This window comes from Armatimonadota bacterium (assembly GCA_013314775.1).
GTDB lineage: Bacteria > Armatimonadota > Zipacnadia > Zipacnadales > JABUFB01 > JABUFB01.
In genome coordinates this window covers 42906-62094 of the sequence record JABUFB010000013.1, presented here as the reverse complement: position 1 = coordinate 62094, position 19189 = coordinate 42906, and the positions used below count along the sequence as shown (strand labels likewise).

Sequence of the window (19189 nt, the reverse complement as noted above, 5' to 3'; positions counted from 1 at the left end):
GATTACATAAGTGGCGGTATGATAGCATATTGTCGGCCACTTCGCAACAGGACGAAACCATGGCGGGAGGATGGGCACCACTTTCCCCTCACCCCTTCAGGCCCGTCATCACGATTCCTCGTACGAAGTATCTCTGCCCCAGGATGAAGACCAGAAGCACCGGAATGATGACCATCACTGACGCCGCCATGAGCAGCGTCCAGTCTGTGCTGTAGCGGCCCATGAAGGTGTGCAGGCCCAGCATGAGGGGCTTGCGGTGGTCAGAGTCGATCATGATCAAGGGCCACATGAAGTTGTTCCAGGTCTGTAGGAATACGAAGGTGGTCAGGGTCGCCAAGGCCGGGCCGGATAGGGGCATGATCACCTTGCGGTAGATCTGCCAGCGGCTGCAGCCGTCGATGGCCGCCGCGTCCTCGAGTTCGACGGGGATCGAGATGAAGAACTGGCGCAGGAGGAAGGTGCCGTAGGCCGAGAACATCCCCGGCAGCGCCAATGCGGCGAAGGTGTCGTACAGGTAGACCAGGTTGAACATGGCGAAGACCGGGATCATGGTGACCACGAAGGGGACCATGAGTGTGCCGAGATACGCAAGGAAGATGGCGTCGCGGCCCGGGAACTTCAGGCGCGCGAAGGCGTACGCGGCGAGACTGGAGGTGAACACCTGGCCCACGGTGACAATGAGCGAGATGAGAATGCTGTTGAGGTAGAACGCGGCGAAGGCGTACTGCATGGGGAAGCCGCGAAAACCGAAAGGCCGGGTCTGGAAGGTGGAGCCGAAGAGGGTGAAACGCCGCGCCGGCACCTCGAAGCTCAGCCAGTTGCTGTCCAGCTTCAGGGCCTTCCAGGCGTCCGGGTAATTCTCCCAGCGCACGTGCAGGTGGCGCTCGGGTTTCAGGGACGGGATGGATCGGTTTCCTAGCTGTATGTACAGGGGAACGGCAAACTCTTCGCCGGTCCGGATATCGCGCACCAGCGCCTTGCCCTTGAGATTGCGCAGGTGGGCGACGCGGCGTTGCCGGCCCTCATGCTGGACGATAAAGACGCCCAACTCGCGCCCGGTTTCGGGGTCGGTGACGGTGGCCTGCTTGCGCGGGATGAACTCAGGCGGGTAGGCGTAGATCGAGCCGGGGTCCTTGAGGCTGGTAGCCAGCATCCACAGAAGCGGCAAGACCATAGAGACGCCGCCGATTGCGAGCAGGGCGAAAACGGCCGACTTGCGCAGGAGCTCGCGCCTGCGCTTATCGGCGCGGGATGGGCTGGATGACTTGTGGGCGGTATCGGGCATGCGGTTCAGGGTCCGTTTGGGTGCTACTTCAGGATGCGTTTGAAGAGCTTGAGAATGCCCTGATCCCAGGCCACGCGATGAGTGACGCCGGTGGCCGAATCGGATTCGCTCTTATGCTCCAGGTACCACTGGTATGAGCGGATCAGCGCCTCGGCATTGCTGTACCGGGCGGACCAGCCGAGGGCGGTCTTGATCTTGTCGGTGGAGACGAAGCTGTCGGTGTCCGCGGTGCCGTAGACCCATTTGTACAAGGGCGACAGGTGGAGGGCTTCAAACAGTGCGAGGGCGGCTTTCACAAGACCCGCCGGGGTGCCCATGACCCTGGCGCCACTGCCGGCGTAGTCGCACAGGGCGCCCACATCCTCGCGGACGGTGGAGAAGACCTCGGCACCCACATTGAAGGTGTCGTTCACGCGATCGGCCGGTCCTGTTGCGCACAGGTAGATGGCCTGGCAGAGGTCTTCCACCTCAAGAAGCTGGTAGCGGTTATTCCCGGAGCCGATGACAGGGATGCGGCACCCGCTTTCCACCCAGTCGTAAAGGATCTGGAAGACACCCAGGCGCCCGGTGCCGATGAAGGTCTTGGGGCGGATAATGGGCACACACAGGCCACTTTCTCGGGCGGCCTCGGAGACTTGCTCCGCCTGGACCTTGCTTTCACCATAGGGGCCCACGCCTACCATCGGGTGGATTTCGAGGAGCGGGTGAACCTTGGGCACGCCGTAGACGGCAGTGGATGAGATGAGGATCACGCGCTCCACACCCAGGTCACCCGCGACGGACATAACGGTGCGCGTGCCCTCGACATTGGTGGAAAAGATGTCCTCACGCTTCCACAGCGGAAGTGCGGCTGCTGCGTGGACGATGCAGGATGGCTTCACCTCGGCCAGGGCATCCCGAACCTGCGTGAAATCGCGCACGTCGGCCTGCGCGAAAGTGGTGCCCGGCGGATAGTCCTCCACGCGGAAGGGTGCGATGTCCAGCATGTGGCAGGTTTCACCCTTCTCCGCGAAGTAGTTCGCGACGTGGAACCCCAGGAACCCGGCTCCTCCGGTGACCGCGATCATGCGTCGTCTCCTCCTTGATGTGCGCCGGGCGGATCACTGAACCTCGACCGATCGGCCGCCCTGCTTCCAGTTGATGACTGTGAAGATCATGATGAGCGCAAACAGGATCATGGAAAGTGCACAAGCGTAGCCCATGTTATGCCAGACGAAGGCGTGCTGGTATATGTAATACAGCAGCGTGGTGGTGCTGTCTGCTGGGCCGCCACGGGTGAGAATATGGATATGGGTGAAGTGGCCCTGGAAGCCGGAGATGATGGACGTGACCAGGATGAAGAAAGTAGTGGGGGCAAGCATCGGCCAGGTGATGTACCGCAGCTTCGCCCACCAGCCGGCGCCGTCGATTTCGGCGGCCTCGTAAAGCTGGTCGGGCACATTCTGCAGGCCCGCCAGGTAAAGGACGCAATTGTAGCCGCCCACCCCGACCCACAGCCCCAGGATAATCAGGGCAGGCTTAGCCCATAGAGGATCGCCCAGCCAGTTAGGGGGGTGAGTTACGCCCGCGAGACTCAGAAGCTGATTGAGCAGACCGTCTTCCGCATTGTACAGCCACTTCCACAGGACCGCCACGGCGGCGGATGAGCAGACGGTGGGGATGAAGTAGATGGTGCGCATGGCCACAATGCCGCGCATCTTCTCGTTCATGAGGAGGGCGGTGAAAAAGGACATCGCCATTCCGATAGGCACGCCAAGCATCAGGAAGGCGGTGTTGTACATGAAATACCAGAAGTACCCGTCATTGGCGACTGTTGCGCCGGTGTCCGGGTCGCGGTGGAAACCGAGGATCTCCACGTAGTTGCGCAGGCCCTCGAAGTGGATGCCCTCCCAGGATTCGATGGCTCTCCAGCGGCAGAAAGACAAAGCAAATGCCGCCAGCACCGGGACCGCAGTGAGGAGCAGGAAGCCCAGCATATTGGGCAGAAGAAAGACATAGGCTTCCATGTAGCCGCGCCAGCGTGATGGCGAGCGTGATGGGGATCTGCGGGGATGATTCGTGCGGCTCTCTGTATGGGGTCGGTTCATGGGCCTGATGCAGGGATGGGTATAGCAGCCGCACCATTATAGCACGGGATCGGGATGGCGGAAGCAGTAACACGCCGGGGCCGACAGTCGGACTGCCGGCCCCAATGGTGTGTGCTGGTCTTCCAAAGCGCCTACTGCGGCCTGGCGATGCCGCGGTTGATGGTCCGTGGCGCGGTCGGCCCTGGCTGGACTATGGATTCAGTCGGCGTGGTGGAACCCAGCGAACGGCCCGACATGCTGTCCTCGTGAGTGATGCCGGCGTCCACAGACTCCCATTTGATGGTCTGAAAGACGAAAGCGACCTCCTCGTAGGGTGGCAAACTGGCTGTGGCCGGGTCAAGCACGTTGGGCAGGAACTGGCGTATGGACGCGACCCGGGCGTTAGCGAACTGCAGGGTGTAATAGTGGTGAGTGGTACCATCGGGTGCCGGCCTGTAAAAGTGTACGGTTCCTTCGATGACCTCATTATTGGTCAGAGCCCTGGCGAGCAGTGGTGACGACTTGTCTATGCGTTTGGTGATGACTATCGGCTCGTAAGCTCGGCGTCCCGTAGCCAGGCCAGACGCGGTGTCTCGGGGGGTGCTTACGCCCATGGTGAGCGAGAGCACCTCGATGGTGCCCTCGCGTCCCAGGGACATGACCCCACTCTCGCCACGAATGTCCTCACCGTTGGCCTTCAGCCAGAGTGCAGCCGACTGTGCGGCGAACGCCGGGACCGACGCGAGAAGGAGAAAAGCCAGAAAAACGGCAGCATACCTTGTTGTAGCCTCCACCAGGATCACTCTCCCTGCGCCGGCCGCAGAGGGCAGCGCATCATCATTGAACCCGTCCGCGGCAACACCTGCCGGCCGGGTAGCAAACCTTTCGCCATGAACTGGCAGGAATCATGCTGACACCGCGGGATGTGGTCACGGCAGGAGGCGGACGCCGGTGCCGGTGATGAAGCCGACGATGATCCAGACGCAGCCGATGGCGGCCTCGCCCACGATGAGCCCAAGGAAGAGGGAACGGGCCTGCTGGTAGGTTCGTGCGCCACCGTAGCGCAGGATCGCGGACTTGCAGACCCAGGCGATGAAGATGGAAAGCCATTGCTCTTCCATAACGCTGCCCAGGAGCAGGCCGGCGGGGTGGAGGGGCCACCACAGGAAAGTGGCGCGCAGATAGCTGAGCCCAAGGAAGGCACCAGCACCCACGGCCATGAATGCGTAACTGGTGGGATCGGGGCCCTGAGGCAAGGCGATGAACCGCGAGGCCACCTCGAAGGGCGCCTTGGACCAATTGAGATAGGAAAGGGCCTGCAGGGCGTACGCGCCTTTGGTGTATGCAAGCAGCAGGTGCGCCCACCAGGCCACCGCAAGGCCGATGATCACCGCGATGGCCTGCCCGGCGATCAGAGACTGGCGAGGGGTGCCTGTCTCCTCGGCCAGCTTGAAGTTGTTCAGGTAGTGGGGCATGAGCATCTCGCGGTAGTAGTACGTGAAAACCTGTGAAGGCAGGCGCAGGAGGGCGATGTCCCGCGCTGAGAAGCTTCGGGTGCCGATGCATGAGAAAAGGTAGTCATCGGGGCGAAAGCTGATGGGAATGAAAAGATTGCCGGTGTTCGACGTGAGCCAGCTTGCAGCAATACAGAGGGCGCCGTACGCCGTGAAGAACCAGACTGCCACGGGCACGGACAGGCCCGCGTGATTCGCGAGCAGAACCAGCAGCGCAAGGCCTGCGAGACCGCCGAAGATAGCCCACGAGTAGGGCAGGCCGTCCGGGTTCTCCTTATTGCCGGACACCGCGGCCTGCCAGGCCTTGCGCAGGTGCGGACGAGCCACCCAGACGATGGAGATCACAAGCGCCAGGTATGAGCCCATATCCTGGTAGCTGGAGAACTCCTTGGCTGCGTAGCCGGAATACAGGGACTGCATCTGGAGACCCATGGCGGCGAAGGCCACGGCCTGGAGTTTGGCGATGATATAAAAGACCCAGACTGACAGCGCAACCTCGGTGGTGAGCAGGAAGCTGAAGCCGACCACCGACGGGAAGATGGCGAGCAGGATTGGATTGGCGGCGTTCCAGGGCAGGCCATCGAACCGCAGGGCGCTGTTGTAATAGTGCGGGTAGAGCACCGAGACCTTCGGGACCGTCGGGATGTAGTTGCTCAGCCCGGTGACACCGTAGATGACGAAGACGATGGTGAAGCCGATCCACATGAGCCGGTCGCCCAGGAAGCGGTTGAGTGTCCGGCCGGGTTCCGGGGCCTCGATCATCGCCAGGGGCAACTGGACGTGGGGGAAGGTCATGCGTTCACGGTGGATCCACTGGGAACGTATCAGCACGGCGGCGCACAGCAAGACCCAGTAGATCAGGAGTGCCAGAACCGACCAGGCAATGATGGGTCCGGCCCAAGCGGCCCACGGGATACCTTCGCCCGGGGGTGCACCGTCGTAGAACCAGCGGATCGCCCGGTCATCCACGGGCACGAGCCAGTCGGGAATGAGCGGGAAGAGTGTCTCCTCCCACTTGTTCTCGGGCGATGCGTACTGGCGCAGTGCGGGCAGCACGGGTACCAGGAAGCGCATCAGGCCCGACGAGGGCAGGCCCGATGAGATCGCGGTCATCGCCCAGACCAGCACCAGTTCTCGGGTGCCCAGGAGCCGGGAGCGTCCGCAGAGCCGTCCCAACAGGGGGTTGATCAGCGCCGTCAGCAGGAACAAGACGAAAGTGGCGGCCACCGGAACGTGGTGGCTGGCCATGTAGCTGCCCTGAATAAAGTAGTCGTTGTATGGGGTTACGCCAACGAGCACCGCAAGGAGGACGGCCCCGAGGATGATCGAGCGACCGTAACCGGTGCTCGTGTCAGGCAAATTGCCGTTATTGGCATCGTTCATAGTCTCTGGTTGACAGGGGAAGGTCTTGGCCTACCGACGGACAATACACCATGGTCAGGAGTCTGTAAAGCGCCGGAGATTGCCGTCCAGGGAGTTGGTCCGATGATCCGTCCGCTTCTACTGCTGGTCTGCACCCTCGCAGGGGGCACTGTCCTGGCCGAGGACTCGCCCCCACTACTGACACACTCGCGCGACTGGGTGAACTCCCGTATCGCGTCCATGCTTGCGGTGGATGATGCTTACATCTGGCATGATGTGCTGGGTGGCAGGGCGATCCACCAGAACAGCTCCACGAACCCGCCAACCACGCCCCTGGAGGGCAACTTCCATACCCAGCAGCAATCCAAGTTCGCACTGGTCAAAATGAGCATTTACGACCTGGGAGGGCGGACGGAAAAACGGCATCTTGACGATGCCCGGGACCTGCTTACGTGGGTAGTTCTCAACGGTTGGGATCCGGGGCAGAGGCAGTTCTACCTGAAGTACAATGAACGCTCTCAGCAATGGGACCGGGGCTTTCACCCCGAGTTCAACATGATCAACGTGGCCGGCCTGCTGCGCTACAACACCTACCGCTCCGAACCCACCTTCGTCGAGGCCGCTGAGAACGTGCTCGCGCATATTGTGGAGACTGACTCCTTCAGGGCAGACGCGCCTAAGGCGCTCTACACCACGGGATACCTGGCGCTGATGATGCTCGAGGCATACGAGGCCACCCATGAGCAGCGGTTCCTTGACTGGGCGCGGCAGCTTGTGGACCTGGGGCATGAGGCAATGTGGGATGAGGAGTTCGGGGGCTGGTTCCACGCCGGGTACCCCGGAGTGGAGGTGCCGAAACACACCACCAAGTTCACGCACACCAACTCCAACATGGCCCAGGCCTGCCTGCGGCTTTATCTGCACGGGCAGGGCGAGAGGTTCCGCGAGCGCGGTCTCGCAGCCATGGACTTCCTGGGCAAGCACTTGAGATCGCCGGACGGCGGCTGGTATCGGCACACGAACCGGGACGGGTCAGACCCGACGGTTCCGCCCATTGTGGGCGATGGCGGCACGACGGAGCCCGGCACGCCCTGCGTGTACGACCGCATGGCGCAGATGATCGTGGCATGCTGCCTGGCCTACCGGGCCACTGCAGACAGGAAGTACCTGACCTGGATCGATGAGACGCTGGACAAGATGGAGAGGACGCACCTGCTGACATACCCGGCGGGTGTCAACTACGGGTACATGGGCAAGGACTGGGCGCAGAACACCTGGTGCCACCTGTGGGGGCTCAAGGCGATGATTGCCGTTGCGCAACTGTGGCAGGACGAGGGCTGAGCCTCACAGACGGTCGCGAGTGCCGGTCCCGAGCCCTGAGCGGACTGCGGTTTCGGGCACATCCGGCGGCCTTGAGGGGCGCGAACGTTCGCAGAGAATGTCGACACAGCAATCCATACGAGGAAGACCCTGAGTATGACCAGTGAGCGCGTATCGTACGATACCTACCGCCCCGTGTATCCCACTCCTGCGGGGCTGATTACCTCCGTTGATGCAGACGGCCAGCCGAACATCATCACCCTCGGCGAAGTGTTCAATATCAGTATTCGCGAGCCCGTGATCTGCGGGGTGGCCATTCGGCCCGCCACGTACTCCCACGGGCTGATTTCGGCGCAGGGCGAGTACGTGATCAACCTGCCCACCGGGGATATGCTGGACAAGGTCTGGGCGTGCGGTCAGATGTCTGGACGGGACACGGACAAGTTCGCGCAGACGGGCCTTACCCCGCTGCCCGCCACGCATGTGAAGCCGCCGTTGATCGCTGAATGCCCCGTGAACATCGAGTGCAAAGTAGTGGGCATCCAGACCATCGGCGACCACGACCTGTTCCTGGGAGAAGTGCAGATGGTGCACGTTTCGCCCGAGATACTTGGCCCGGGAGGGAAAATCGACCCCGCGAAAATGAGCACGGTGATCATGGCCGGGATGGCGTTCTTCGACCTCGGGAAACGGCTGGATGTCTGAGGGTCAGACCTGGATCGGATATTTGCCGAACTCTTCGACCGCGGCCAGCATGGCTCGGTAGTTGTCGATGGGCACGTACTCGGTGACGCTGTTGCTGCTGCTCACCACGTACCCGCCACCGGGGGCGCAGTCACGGATGCGACAACGCACCTCCTCGCGCACTTCCTCGGGTGTGCCGCGGGTGAGGGTGTAGCCCAGGTCGATATTGCCGATGATGCAGACCCGCCCGGCGAGATAGCGCTTGACCTCGACGATGTCCATAGCCTTGGGCTCGATGGGATGCAGAGCGTGTATGCCGCAGGCCACGAGGTCGTCGATGATCTGCCAAAGGTTTCCGTCGGAGTGGAACACGAAGGCGCGCGGCGGGTCACAGGAGCGGCACAATTCAGCGATTCGGGCATACCACGGGAACAGGTGCTTGCGCAAGAACTCGGGCGAGACCATGGTGCCGGTGAAGTAGGCCAGGTCGTCGCCAAGCCAGACGAAACGCACCCGGTCGTATTCGAAGGCTCGACGCAGGAAGCCGTAGTAGATCTCGCCGGTACGGTCAATGAGCCGGGCGACAAGGTCGGGGTTCTCCAACAGCGCGAAGCTGAAGGCCTCGAAGCCCATGAGCATCCAGGCGCGTTCGAAGATGCCGCCGCCCTTGAGGCTGGTGGCCAGCTGCATTTCCGGCGGAGTGAGGTCGGAGGCGATTTCAAGCCACTCATAGGTCGCATCAGCGGGGTCAGGCCAGGGGAAGCGGTCGAAGTCATCCTGGGTGCGGATGATGCCCTCATGCGCCATGGCCCACTTACGCTGGCGCTGTTCAGGCGACCCCACCGCGTATGCGTGACGAGCGGCGACCCAGTGTTCCGTGTAGGCGAGGGTCGGCGCCACGCGGATGAAATCGTAGCCGGCATTCCAGTGGAACTCGATGTCGGCCTGGATGTAGCCGCGAGGATCGGCTGAGAGGGATGGCAGGGCTCGGCCGAGAAACGCTTCCTTGATGAAGTCCTCGCACTTGAGTTCCGCAGTGGGGACCCGGTCCGGAACGCCGCACATGAGGGCGGTGTGCAGGCGGGTAAAGTCAGGTTGCACGGACATAGTGAGACCTCCCAGCGAGACAAGCGAGACTGCGCACGGTTGAGGTGAGCCGGTTATGACAAGGCGGCAGTTCATCGGGACAACGGCGGTTGGACTCGCGGCGACCCAGGCGGGCATCGGCGCAGGGCAGGAAGCGGCGCGCAGGCCCAACATCCTCCTGCTGATGACCGATCAGCACAGAGCAGATTGCGTGGGTGCCGACGGGAACCCTCACATACACACCCCGAATCTGGACCGCATTGCTCGTGAGGGTGTTCTCTTCCGCTGCGCTTATTCCTCCACTCCAAGTTGCACTCCGGCGCGCTCCGGCCTTCTCACAGGCATGTCTCCCTGGGGCCACGGGATGCTGGGGTATGGCCGGGTCGGGTATGAGTATCCCAACGAGATGCCGCGAATGCTGCGCGAGGCCGGCTACTACACCACCGGCATCGGCAAGATGCACTGGTTCCCACAGCGCAACCTCCACGGGTTTCATCAGACGATTCTGGACGAGTCGGGGCGCTGCGAAACCGAAGGATTCGTGAGTGACTACCGGCAATGGTTCCGCGAGCAGGCGCCGGACCTGAACCCCGATGCCACCGGGATCGGGTGGAACGACTACCAGGCGGGGGTCTACAAGCTGCCTGAGGAACTACACCCCACGCGTTGGACCGGGGACACCGCCGTCAGCTTCCTCCAGTCGTATGACCGCGCGGAACCCTTCTTTCTGAAGGTGTCCTTCGCCCGTCCGCACAGTCCCTATGACCCGCCACAGCGCTTCATGGACCAGTACGCCGACGCCCCGGTGCTCCCGGCGGTGATCGGTGATTGGGCGGAACGCAATGCCATGCGCGGCGTGGAGGTTCCCAAAGACACCCCGCGCGGCGACCTTGGTGTGGAGCAGGTGCTGCGATCGCGGAGAGCTTACTACGGAAGTGTGAGCTTCATCGACGAGCAGATCGGGAGGATCCTGGCGGTCCTGGAGACCAGAGGGATGCTGGACGACACGCTGATCGTGTTCACCTCCGACCATGGCGACATGCTGGGCGACCATCACCTGTGGCGGAAAACCTACGCCTATGAAGGGTCGGCGCGCATTCCCATGCTACTGCGTTGGCCGGACAGCATGAATGCCCCTCGTGGTCGGACGCTGGCACACCCTGTGGAATTGCGCGATCTGCTACCCACGTTCCTCGAGGCGGCCGGCAGCAACGTGGATCCGGCGCGCTTCGACGGTAAGAGCCTGTTTGGACCGGTCACGGGGAACGATGAAGACTGGCGCGAGGCTATTGATCTGGAGCACAGCACCTGTTACTGGCCGGAGAACTACTGGAACGCGCTCACGGACGGAAAGATGAAGTACATCTACTATGCGGCCACGGGCAAGCAGGAACTGTTCGATCTGGAAAGCGACCCGGGCGAGTTGAACGACCTCGCCGGTGACCCGGCGCAGGCGGAGATTCTCGCAGCCTGGCGACAGAGGATGGTTGCGCACCTCGCCGAACGCGGCGAACCCTTTGTGGTCAACGGCGACCTGGGTATCCGGTCGAAGCCGATCCTGTACGGGCCCAACTATCCCGGGTCGCACGAGTAGGGGCGTCACGGCTGCCAGTCAGGCGCAAGCTCCCGTGCGGCGGCGGCAAGAATCTCATCCAGCGCCCGGCACAGGTCGTCGGAAGGGGGCTCGGGCTGGTGCGCGGCGATCAGTTCCTGCTTGCGCGCGCGGCAGCGGTCTTCGGTGCTCAGTGCGCCGCCGTCCAGCCAGGCCTGGTAGAAGTTCCGGTCTAGAAGTCGCGGAAACCACAGCTGCTGTCTGAAGTTCATCGCGGTATGGTCACGATCCACGAAACTGCCCCCCGGGCCGACTTCTACGGATTCATTCAGAGCGAAGGCCTCGTTGCTGAAATCCACATGGCGCAGAACGCTCTCCACGAATCCGATGACCTCGTCCTGGAAGACCAGCATATCCAGTGAGGACGCCTGGTCCACGCCGGAGATACCCATGTGGCCGAAGATATCGGCTCCGGCAGCGGCCCCGAGCATGAGAGTCAGCCCGGTCTCCAGTCCCGCCTGGGCATCCACGCGTTTTGAGTCCGTCAGTCCCACGTTGATGTATACCGGCAGGCCGTAATGTTTCCCCATTTCGGTCATGGCGACGCCCATGATCGCCTGCTCCGGGCCGGCGAAAATGAGCTGGGTGGTGCGCATGTCGAAGGCGTGGGGTATGCCCCCGTAACACACGGGCATGCCGGGGCGGATAAGCTGGGTAATGCAGATCCCCGCAAGAATCTCGGCGTTCTCCTGGGCCAGTGTAGCCGCGATGGTGCATGGTGCCGACAGACCCATCTGCGCCATCGGCCCCACCGGCACGGGGAGGTTGAGGCGCGCGGTCTCGAAGAGCAGGTCCACGCCATTGAAGGGGAAGCGCAGGGGACTGATGGGCTCCAGGAACGGGTAGCAGACCGGGAACTGCTCCGCCTGAGCCTCATCCCCGCGCAGGGCAATCATCATCTCATTGATATACCGGGCCGATGCGCGGTCGTGATACCAGAATGTCACGGGCTTGGTGGTCTGGCGGATCACTCTGGCGAGAACCGCGATGCAGCGGACAGGCGCGGGAACGTCGGCCGGATCGGACATCGCGCCGACGATGTTGATATGCTCCAGCGCGTCGCCAATGCGCGAGGCGGTTTCAGCGTCGGCGAGGGTTGCATAGCGCCGCTTGCCGCCGGGCTCCTCGACCCAGGACGCCTCGCCCGCGATGCTGTTGTAATTGCGGGCGCCCGTGCCGAAGGAAGCCGTGCGGGACAGGTCGCGTCCGTAAATAGTGAACTGTTTCCCCGCAGAGGCAAGGCAGGACTGCACGAGGTCCCCCGGAATGCGGACGGTCTGGGCCGCGAAGTCCACGGTGGCTCCGCAAGCAGCGAAGCGGTCCAGCATCTCCGGATGCGGCAGATGGACGCCAACGCGCTCCAGCAGGCGCAGGGATGCCTCGTGGACCCGCAGGATCTGTTCGGGCGAGAGCATCGAACAGTGCATGGTTGCCCTCCGGGGTGAGTAGAGGTCAGCGCACGAGCTTGATGGTCGCGATCTCCCACGGGCGCAGGGGGACGCGCAGTTCGGCCTCGTCGAGACTGACGGGTGCGTCCAGTGGTTCCAGGTTGAAGTCCGTACGCACGGCCTTCAGGAACGGCGCCGGGAGTGTGACGCGCGCCACAGGTGTCTCTCCCGCACACTCATAGAGTCTCAGGACGTAGCCGCGTTCGGTTTCGTAGAAAGCCGAGAGGCGCACCGAGGCGGGCTCGATGGCCAGGCCACCGGGTGCAGAGGGCTCTTCACGCGCCTCGGGCTGTGGCCCCAGCGGCTTGACAGCGCGCAGGGGCATGCGGGCGGCGTCAGACTGCCCGCAGATGCCTGCGGAGCGCCAGTCCCCGGAGTGCAGAATAATCCGATGACGGAAGTCATGCCAACCCAGGGCGAGACGCGCTTTGGTCACGTCGCCCTCCCAGTTCGCGCCGTGGTCCACATCGTCCAGCGGAGTAGAGAGGATGTGCCTCAACCGGCGCTGGTCGGCATCCCAGGTCCAGTACTTGTCGCCATCCACGGTGATGACGGAGATCGCGCGTTCGCCGTCACTGATCGAAGCGAAACTGCGCGCCCAGAACTGGCCCTTGCGGTGACGCTCGATGTTGTGGAAGCTCGCGGGCATGTCCATCGCGTAGGGCTCGTCGGTGAGATCGCGGGACTCCACGCCGAATGGGATGTCCACATTCAGGTCGCCACCGATGGGCAGGTCCAGGCAAAGTGCGAAAAAGCCGTTGGCCCCCGGGCAGAAGACCCGTGTCAGCAGGTCGATGTGCGGGGCATCGCGGTCCATGATGACGTCTTGGACCACCCGCTGGCCGTGGTAACTGGTCTCCCATCGGTAGACCCAGCGGATCGGTCCAGTGAGGATCCAGCGTCCGGCGCCCTCGCGGCCGGATATCTCCCCGGTGATGGGGCCGATATGCAGGACGCCCTCGGCCATTTCGTAGAGGCGACAGTCGCCGATGCAAGAGCCGATGGGCGCGTTCCACTCGATCCCCGTGGCCGGGTCGTGGATGCGCTGGATGCCCCGGGGTGATAGCTGGACTCGCAGGTGGCCATTGTCCAGCAGGTCGCCCTCGGGAGCTGAAGTCCCCGTTGGCCCGGGACCATCGGTCACATTGTAGACCGCGACGCTCATGGCCGGCACACGCGCGCGGAAGATGAGGGGCGCTTCGACCAGGCGGTTCCCCCAGGTCTCGCCCCATTGCTCGCCGAGCTGGATCGGGAGTTCGTTGCCGTCCGCGTCGGTGACCCGGTAGCCGGAGCAGTCCTGGCGGGGCTGCACCCAGGGGACTTCGACGATCTCCTCGCGATCCACCGGCAGCGGGTTGAAGAGCACCAGGGGCCGGGGACCGTCGGACCGGCGCCCCGCCTGAGCAAGCGCCGCGATTGCTCGATCGGCCTCCTCATTGGCCTGTCGAAGCTCCCAGCGCGCGCGGCTCAGCAGCCAGTTCCAGTCGCGGGTGAAGATCCACTGGAGCGCGTGGGACATGATTCGCACACACTCGGTCCACAGCTCTTCGAGGCGGTCGGGCCCGGCTACGCTCGTATACCCGGCGATGGACGCGAGAGCACAGGCGCGTTCCGCGAGGACCATCGCGGAATCGAACTCCTGCCGAAGTCGCCACAGTCCCTGGGCGCCATGCCAGCCGCTGTTGTAGGCCACGTCGACCGGATCGACCAGGCCTTCCCAGACGGGAAGGTTCTCCTGGCGCAGGCGGTCCAGGTACTCGTTGGGGGTACAAAGGACCATGCGGCTCTCCTCGCGGCGGTTCCATTCTTCAATGAAGTCGAAAATGGGCAGGAGTTCGTCGGTGGGGAAGACACGCAGAGGGCGGGCGTCGTCCATGCCCTGAGCTACCCACCATGTGTTCGTGGATGAGTTCTCCAGAGACTTGCGAAGCTCGTGCTCGAAGAGTTGTGCAGTCACTTCCTCCCACCGCGTGGCGAAATCCGGGGGCATGAGCGCGCCATTGACGAGGCCGCCGTAGCACCCACGGGATGTCATCATCTCCGTCCCGTCCAGACCTCGCCAGAGGAAGTCCCGTGGCACACCTTTCGCGGACAGGGCCGAGTCCGAACGCCAGCCGCGGTACATGCGGGCCCCCGCGAGTCGGCACACCTGGGGCATCTGGCTGTGGCCGATGCCCACATCGGGGCAGGACATGACATCCAGGCGCGCAGACGGTGCGAAGGACAGGTACTGCTTGCGCCCGAGAGTCATATTTCGCAGGAAGCTCTCATCGGGACAGGTTGCCGGGCGCGGGCTGGTGAGTGTGAATGCTTGCACTCCCATCTGGCCCGAGTTGAGGCGCGCCCGCAGGTCTTCGGTACGGTCGGGGCAGCGCTCAAGAAATGGGACTACCTGGTCGATCCACGGCTCCATGCAGAAACGAAACTCCGGCCGCCGCGCCATGATGTCCAGCGCTTCGGCGGTGCTCACGGCATAGCGCTCCTCGTGCCATTCGCGGTGGTGTGTCCATGCGAAATCCGGGTGACAGTAGGGCACAATGCAGAAGGTGCCGCCGGCTGCTTGCCTGCGCAGGGCCTGAATGTCGGGCATGTCGGGCATCTTGAGGGCCTCCGTGGCGGGGATCAGGCGAAGTTGCAGTGGCTCCAGAATGTTCTGCCCCAATCAGTGGCGCGGTCGTGCCATTCATCCCGCAGGCGCAGCATCTCGCGACGCAGGTCCGCCACTGTGTCCCTGTAAGTGGGGCTGTTTGCGAGGTTGGTCAGTTCCCATGGATCTTCCGCCAGGTCAAAGAGTTGGGTCATGCTGTGGCGCTGGTTGACCACGTACTCGATGAGCTTATGGCGGCCTTTACGTACCGCGCGGTGCCTGTCGCAGTAGGCGAAATACAGGGAGTCGCGCACGGGAACGCCGGGATCACGGAATACGGCAGCCATGCTGCGGCCCTCCACTGAAGCGGGAATGGGAGTGCCGGTGAGGTCGCAGAGGGTCGGGAAGATATCCAGCAGGTAGACCAGGGCATCGGTGCGCACGCCGGCGGGGATCCCCGGGCCGGCGAAAATCAGTGGCACACGGATGCTGTGATCGTAGCAGCTCTGCTTGCCGAAGAGCCCGTGTCGGCCCAGCGCCAGGCCATTGTCGCCCGCGAACACGATGATGGTGTTGTCCGCAAGACCCTGCGCGTCCAGTTCGTCCAGCACGCTCCCCAGGGCGGCGTCAAGGTGGGAGATCATGGCGTAGTACTCGGCCAGGTGCCGGCGAGTGTCTTCCGGGGTGCGCGGGAAGGGCGCGAGAAGCTCATCCCGGATCTTCAGCTCGCCATTGTCGAAGGGGTGCTCGGGCATGAAGCTGGGCGGAAGTTCCAGCGCCTCCGGGTCGTACATCTCCAGGATCTGCCGGGGCATGGTGCGTGGGTCGTGCGGTGCGAGCAGCGACACGTATGCGAAGAACGGCTGAGTGCCGTCCTGCCTGCGCAGGAAGCTCAAGGCGGAATCACGCAGGATGTCGGTGGAATGGCGACCGGCGTGTATATGATCGCAGCGCCGCGCCACGGTCTTGTTGGACTTCGCAGGCTCGGGCACCATCAGACACGTGGCATCATACCTGCCCGACGGGTCGTAGTGGTACGCGGGAACATTCCAGTGGTCGGCCATGCCGCCGAAGAAGATCTCGTCGCCTTCGGAGAAACTGCGGTTGAAGGCCTCGGTGCCATTGTGCCACTTGCCTGTTCCGAAGGTCCGGTAACCGTTCTCTCGCAGGGCCTGGCCGAGGGTGGTGTGCTCGGTGGGGATGCGCTCCCCCGCGCCCTCAAGATGGAACAGCGTACGCCCGGAGTGGAGCATGGCGCGGCTGGGCATGCAAACCGCCGCGCTGGTTCCGGAGGGGATGTGGGCGTGGGTGAACACCGTTCCCCGGGCCGCGAGGCGGTCGATGTTGGGCGTGATCACCTGAGGGTCACCGAGGCAACGTGCGGCGTCAAATCGCTGGTCGTCGGTGAAGAAGACAAGAACGTTTGGCTTATTCGTTGGCATGGGCGTCTCCTATCCGCGCCTGGTTTCCGGCGCAGCGTCACCTGGCAGCGGCGTTTCTCCCAATGCCCCGCATAGACCTGCCCGGTCCGTTCAGAGTACCCGGAGCGCCTCGTCGCACATGCCGACCACGTGGTAGTCCACCTTCCAGACATCGCCCTTGCGGCGGTCTGCGTCGGTGGCATCGGGCCCGGGTTCGTGGTTGTACCAGCCTCCGAACACGGGGTCGATGAAGGAGCGCTTGACGAAGTCGAGATTCAGACGAATCAGCGGCTCCAGGTCTGCCCGGTCGTGGGTCTGCATGAAATGGGTCAGCGTGCGGATAGTCTCGGCCTGCTGCCACCAGCCTTTGGGGCCGGGGAGAAGGCCGCCATCGGGGGCCTGGTTGGAGTGCAGCCCGCCTGCGGGGTCCTGGCCGACTTCGAGCCCTCGCTGGAGCAGGGCTGATGCGACGGGAAGCCATTCGGCGGAGAGTCCGAGTTCGACCCCGCGCGAGAGCAGGAAGGCCCACTCCATGGCGTGCCCAAGGTCCATCCGGCCACCTTTCTCGCGGGGCAGCGGCTGCCACCGGTTGTCGTACACTTCGGGCAATATGCCCAGTGCAGAGTTGCCCGCGATGCGGTGGACGAAATCTGCAAGCCGGTTGGCCGAAGCCATGACCTGAGGGTCCGGTCCGTGGTGCTCGACGAGTGCGAGGTGGGACTCGAACAGGTGCATGAGCGGGTTCTGACTGCGGCCCGGGGGCGGATTGCTGAAGTCCGGGTCGAGGTGTGGGATGAGCCCCCCACGATCATCGGCGAAGCGGGTGAACAGCTCGTCAAGAGTATCCATTGCAAGCCGGCGCAGGGATTCGTCAGCGAGCACCGCCGAGGCGTGTGACAGGCCGAAGATGCAGAACGCATACCCATAGGCATCGCGCCGCCGGTCGGTGGGATTGCCCTGGGCATCCACCGCGAAATGCCAGCCGCTGACTTCGCGGTCGCGGAAATGCGCCACCAGGAATGAGGAGCCGAGACGGACGGCCTCGCGGTAAGCGTTGTCACCCGACCGCCGCCAGCCCACGGCGAAGTTGTAGATCAGGCGGCACTGGCTCACCAGGGTCGCCTCGGGGCGGCCGGTGCGCTGCCAGCGGCGATCGAGCCCTGGGTGAAGGAACCCGGACGGGTCTGGAGCGGATTCCAGCCAGCGCGGGAGTATCTCGCTGAGAAGGTGCTTGTGGAACCACGGCTTCAGGTCGGTGATGGACACGGTGCCTGCTCCAGTTGATGTAATGCAATCAGCCCTGAGCGGATACTCGTGAAGCGATCTCCTCGGCCACCGCAAGCCCTGAAGCGGAAGCCTGCATAAGCCCGCGGGTGACACCCGCGCCGTCCCCGCATGTGAAGAGATTGGGTATCTGGGTCTCCAGGCTGTTCGAGACCTTTACGCGGGCCGAATACAGCTTCACTTCCACCCCATAGAGCAGCGTCGATGGGCCGTCCAGCCCCGGTGCGATCTGGTCGATGGCGTCTATCATCTCGAGGGTGGCCTTCAGGTGCCGGTACGGCAGGACGTAGCTCAGATCGCCCGGCTCAGCGGTGGTGAGAGTGGGGGAGATGGGGCATTTCTCGAGGCGTCCGGGCGTGGATCGCCGGCCGGCCCTGAGATCAGACAGGCGCTGCACCAGAACGCCCTTGCCCAGGAGATTGGCCAGGCGCGCGATGTACTGACCGTACGCGATGGGGTCGTCGAATGGCCGGGTGAAGCGGCTGGAGACGAGTATCGCGAAGTTGGTGTTCTCGGTTTTCCGATCCGCGTAGCTGTGACCGTTGACGGTGATGACGTCGCCCAGGCGTTCGGTGACTACCTCGCCTCGCGGGCAGACGCAGAACGTGCGAACCAGGTTGTCGAAAGTGGGCGACCAGTAAAGCAGTTTGAACTCGTACAGGTGCTCGGTGAGGCAATCCAGCACCGCCGCAGGGGCTTCAACGCGAACGCCCAGGTCCACCGGGCTAGCCTCGGTCTCCAGGCCCAGGCGTCGCGTCTCGGCCTGGAACCAGGGCTGTCCGCTGCGCCCCGGAGCGGCGATGATGTAGTCGGCCTCGAGTTGCCGTCCATCCGAGAGCTCAACTCCGGCGGCGCGCCCGTCGCGGCAGATGATCCGCTCAACCGCTGCATTGGGGATGAGCTCGCAGGTCGCGCCGATGCGCTCTCGCATGGCAGCCAGCACGGCGGCTGAGCGATCGGTGCCCATGTGCCTGAGTGGGACGGTGACCAGCCGCATGCCCGCCATGATTGCGCGACGCCGCTGGGCCTCGACCACGTCTTCTGCGCTCCCGTAGACGCGCGCCGGAGCTCCGTAGTCCAGCCAGGTGCGGTCCGCGGCGGCGATCAGGGCTTCGGCGCGGTCTCGCCCCACGATCTCCGCCAGATGCCCACCCACTTCAGCGGTCAGGGTGAGCTTGCCGTCAGAAAACGCTCCCGCGCCCCCAAACCCCTCCAGGTTTACGGAGATACTGTCCGGTGGCTGCAGCTTCCCCTCGCGAGCCGCCACGCGGTCCGGTAAGTCGAGCCCGCGTTCGACCAGCGTGACTCGGCAGTGCGGCGTGTCGGCAAGGTGAAGGGCGGCAGCGATCCCCGCCGGTCCCGCTCCGATGATCACAACGCGTTGCTCTGACATGGTCCCTCCAGAGTGCTCACCGGATGCCTTGCGTCTCGGCTATTTTGGCTCCTGCAGGCGGCAGGTGCAAGACCCGGAGAAAACGGGCCCGAAACGAGGGCAAGCACTTGGCGCGAGATGGACACTC

General features: G+C 63.6%; 13 protein-coding genes and 1 pseudogene. 3 read left to right on the top strand and 11 right to left on the bottom strand.

What is annotated here, in order from left to right; genetic code table 11:
- Positions 1 to 88 precede the first annotated feature (88 nt).
- From HPY44_17055 to HPY44_17035, 5 genes are all read right to left on the bottom strand, one after another.
- Positions 89 to 1285 (bottom strand): carbohydrate ABC transporter permease, encoded by a 1197-nt coding sequence (locus HPY44_17055; GenBank protein ID NSW57722.1) that lies wholly within the window; start codon positions 1283 to 1285, stop codon positions 89 to 91.
- Positions 1286 to 1308: 23 nt separating this feature from the next.
- Positions 1309 to 2352: an NAD(P)-dependent oxidoreductase gene (locus HPY44_17050; GenBank protein ID NSW57721.1), complete on the bottom strand. Its 1044-nt coding sequence runs from the start codon at positions 2350 to 2352 to the stop codon at positions 1309 to 1311.
- A 33-nt stretch (positions 2353 to 2385) separates the two neighbouring features.
- Complete coding sequence (locus tag HPY44_17045; protein ID NSW57720.1) at positions 2386 to 3291, bottom strand: sugar ABC transporter permease; 906 nt, start codon at positions 3289 to 3291, stop codon at positions 2386 to 2388.
- A gap of 212 nt (positions 3292 to 3503) precedes the next feature.
- Positions 3504 to 4010 carry a type VI secretion system tube protein Hcp gene (gene hcp / locus HPY44_17040; GenBank protein NSW57719.1) on the bottom strand — a complete coding sequence of 169 codons (507 nt, stop codon included), beginning with the start codon at positions 4008 to 4010 and terminating at the stop codon, positions 3504 to 3506.
- A gap of 270 nt (positions 4011 to 4280) precedes the next feature.
- Positions 4281 to 6248 (bottom strand): hypothetical protein, encoded by a 1968-nt coding sequence (locus tag HPY44_17035; GenBank protein ID NSW57718.1) that lies wholly within the window; start codon positions 6246 to 6248, stop codon positions 4281 to 4283.
- 102 nt (positions 6249 to 6350) lie between these two features.
- On the opposite strand from HPY44_17035, the gene HPY44_17030 reads away from it, so the two are divergent.
- Together HPY44_17030 and HPY44_17025 are read left to right on the top strand one after the other, a co-directional pair.
- On the top strand, positions 6351 to 7568 hold the full coding sequence (locus HPY44_17030; GenBank protein NSW57717.1) for an AGE family epimerase/isomerase: 1218 nt from the start codon (positions 6351 to 6353) through the stop codon (positions 7566 to 7568).
- 135 nt (positions 7569 to 7703) lie between these two features.
- Positions 7704 to 8252: a flavin reductase family protein gene (locus HPY44_17025; GenBank protein ID NSW57716.1), complete on the top strand. Its 549-nt coding sequence runs from the start codon at positions 7704 to 7706 to the stop codon at positions 8250 to 8252.
- A gap of 3 nt (positions 8253 to 8255) precedes the next feature.
- Here the strand turns inward: HPY44_17025 and HPY44_17020 are convergent, their stop codons facing one another.
- The gene (locus tag HPY44_17020; protein ID NSW57715.1) at positions 8256 to 9338 is read right to left on the bottom strand and encodes a hypothetical protein; all 1083 of its coding nucleotides are present in this window, start codon (positions 9336 to 9338) and stop codon (positions 8256 to 8258) included.
- 55 nt (positions 9339 to 9393) lie between these two features.
- On the opposite strand from HPY44_17020, the gene HPY44_17015 reads away from it, so the two are divergent.
- Positions 9394 to 10911, top strand: coding sequence for an arylsulfatase (locus HPY44_17015; protein NSW57714.1), 1518 nt, complete (start codon positions 9394 to 9396; stop codon positions 10909 to 10911).
- Between the two features lie 5 nt (positions 10912 to 10916).
- Here the strand turns inward: HPY44_17015 and HPY44_17010 are convergent.
- From HPY44_17010 to HPY44_16990, 5 genes and pseudogenes are all read right to left on the bottom strand, one after another.
- A pseudogene (locus HPY44_17010) lies at positions 10917 to 12404 on the bottom strand (trimethylamine methyltransferase family protein).
- The gene (locus HPY44_17005; GenBank protein NSW57713.1) at positions 12382 to 14976 is read right to left on the bottom strand and encodes a hypothetical protein; all 2595 of its coding nucleotides are present in this window, start codon (positions 14974 to 14976) and stop codon (positions 12382 to 12384) included. Before HPY44_17005 ends, HPY44_17010 begins: the two are co-directional and overlap by 23 nt.
- 23 nt (positions 14977 to 14999) lie before the next feature.
- Positions 15000 to 16406: a sulfatase-like hydrolase/transferase gene (locus HPY44_17000; GenBank protein NSW57712.1), complete on the bottom strand. Its 1407-nt coding sequence runs from the start codon at positions 16404 to 16406 to the stop codon at positions 15000 to 15002.
- 90 nt (positions 16407 to 16496) lie between these two features.
- Positions 16497 to 17651, bottom strand: a complete 1155-nt coding sequence (locus HPY44_16995) for an AGE family epimerase/isomerase (protein ID NSW57711.1) — start codon at positions 17649 to 17651, stop codon at positions 16497 to 16499.
- A gap of 28 nt (positions 17652 to 17679) precedes the next feature.
- The gene (locus HPY44_16990; GenBank protein ID NSW57710.1) at positions 17680 to 19062 is read right to left on the bottom strand and encodes an FAD-binding protein; all 1383 of its coding nucleotides are present in this window, start codon (positions 19060 to 19062) and stop codon (positions 17680 to 17682) included.
- Between the last annotated feature and the right edge of the window lie 127 nt (positions 19063 to 19189).

Excerpts from the sequence above, each read along its gene's own strand:
- HPY44_17055 (NSW57722.1), bottom strand. The coding sequence starts at position 1,285 with ATGCCCGATACCGCCCACAAGTCATCCAGCCCATCCCGCGCCGATAAG.
- HPY44_17050 (NSW57721.1), bottom strand. The coding sequence starts at position 2,352 with ATGATCGCGGTCACCGGAGGAGCCGGGTTCCTGGGGTTCCACGTCGCG.
- HPY44_17045 (NSW57720.1), bottom strand. The coding sequence starts at position 3,291 with ATGGAAGCCTATGTCTTTCTTCTGCCCAATATGCTGGGCTTCCTGCTC.
- hcp (NSW57719.1), bottom strand. The coding sequence starts at position 4,010 with ATGTCCCTGGGACGCGAGGGCACCATCGAGGTGCTCTCGCTCACCATG.
- HPY44_17035 (NSW57718.1), bottom strand. The coding sequence starts at position 6,248 with ATGAACGATGCCAATAACGGCAATTTGCCTGACACGAGCACCGGTTAC.
- HPY44_17030 (NSW57717.1), top strand. The coding sequence starts at position 6,351 with ATGATCCGTCCGCTTCTACTGCTGGTCTGCACCCTCGCAGGGGGCACT.
- HPY44_17025 (NSW57716.1), top strand. The coding sequence starts at position 7,704 with ATGACCAGTGAGCGCGTATCGTACGATACCTACCGCCCCGTGTATCCC.
- HPY44_17020 (NSW57715.1), bottom strand. The coding sequence starts at position 9,338 with ATGTCCGTGCAACCTGACTTTACCCGCCTGCACACCGCCCTCATGTGC.
- HPY44_17015 (NSW57714.1), top strand. The coding sequence starts at position 9,394 with ATGACAAGGCGGCAGTTCATCGGGACAACGGCGGTTGGACTCGCGGCG.
- HPY44_17005 (NSW57713.1), bottom strand. The coding sequence starts at position 14,976 with ATGCCCGACATGCCCGACATTCAGGCCCTGCGCAGGCAAGCAGCCGGC.
- HPY44_17000 (NSW57712.1), bottom strand. The coding sequence starts at position 16,406 with ATGCCAACGAATAAGCCAAACGTTCTTGTCTTCTTCACCGACGACCAG.
- HPY44_16990 (NSW57710.1), bottom strand. The coding sequence starts at position 19,062 with ATGTCAGAGCAACGCGTTGTGATCATCGGAGCGGGACCGGCGGGGATC.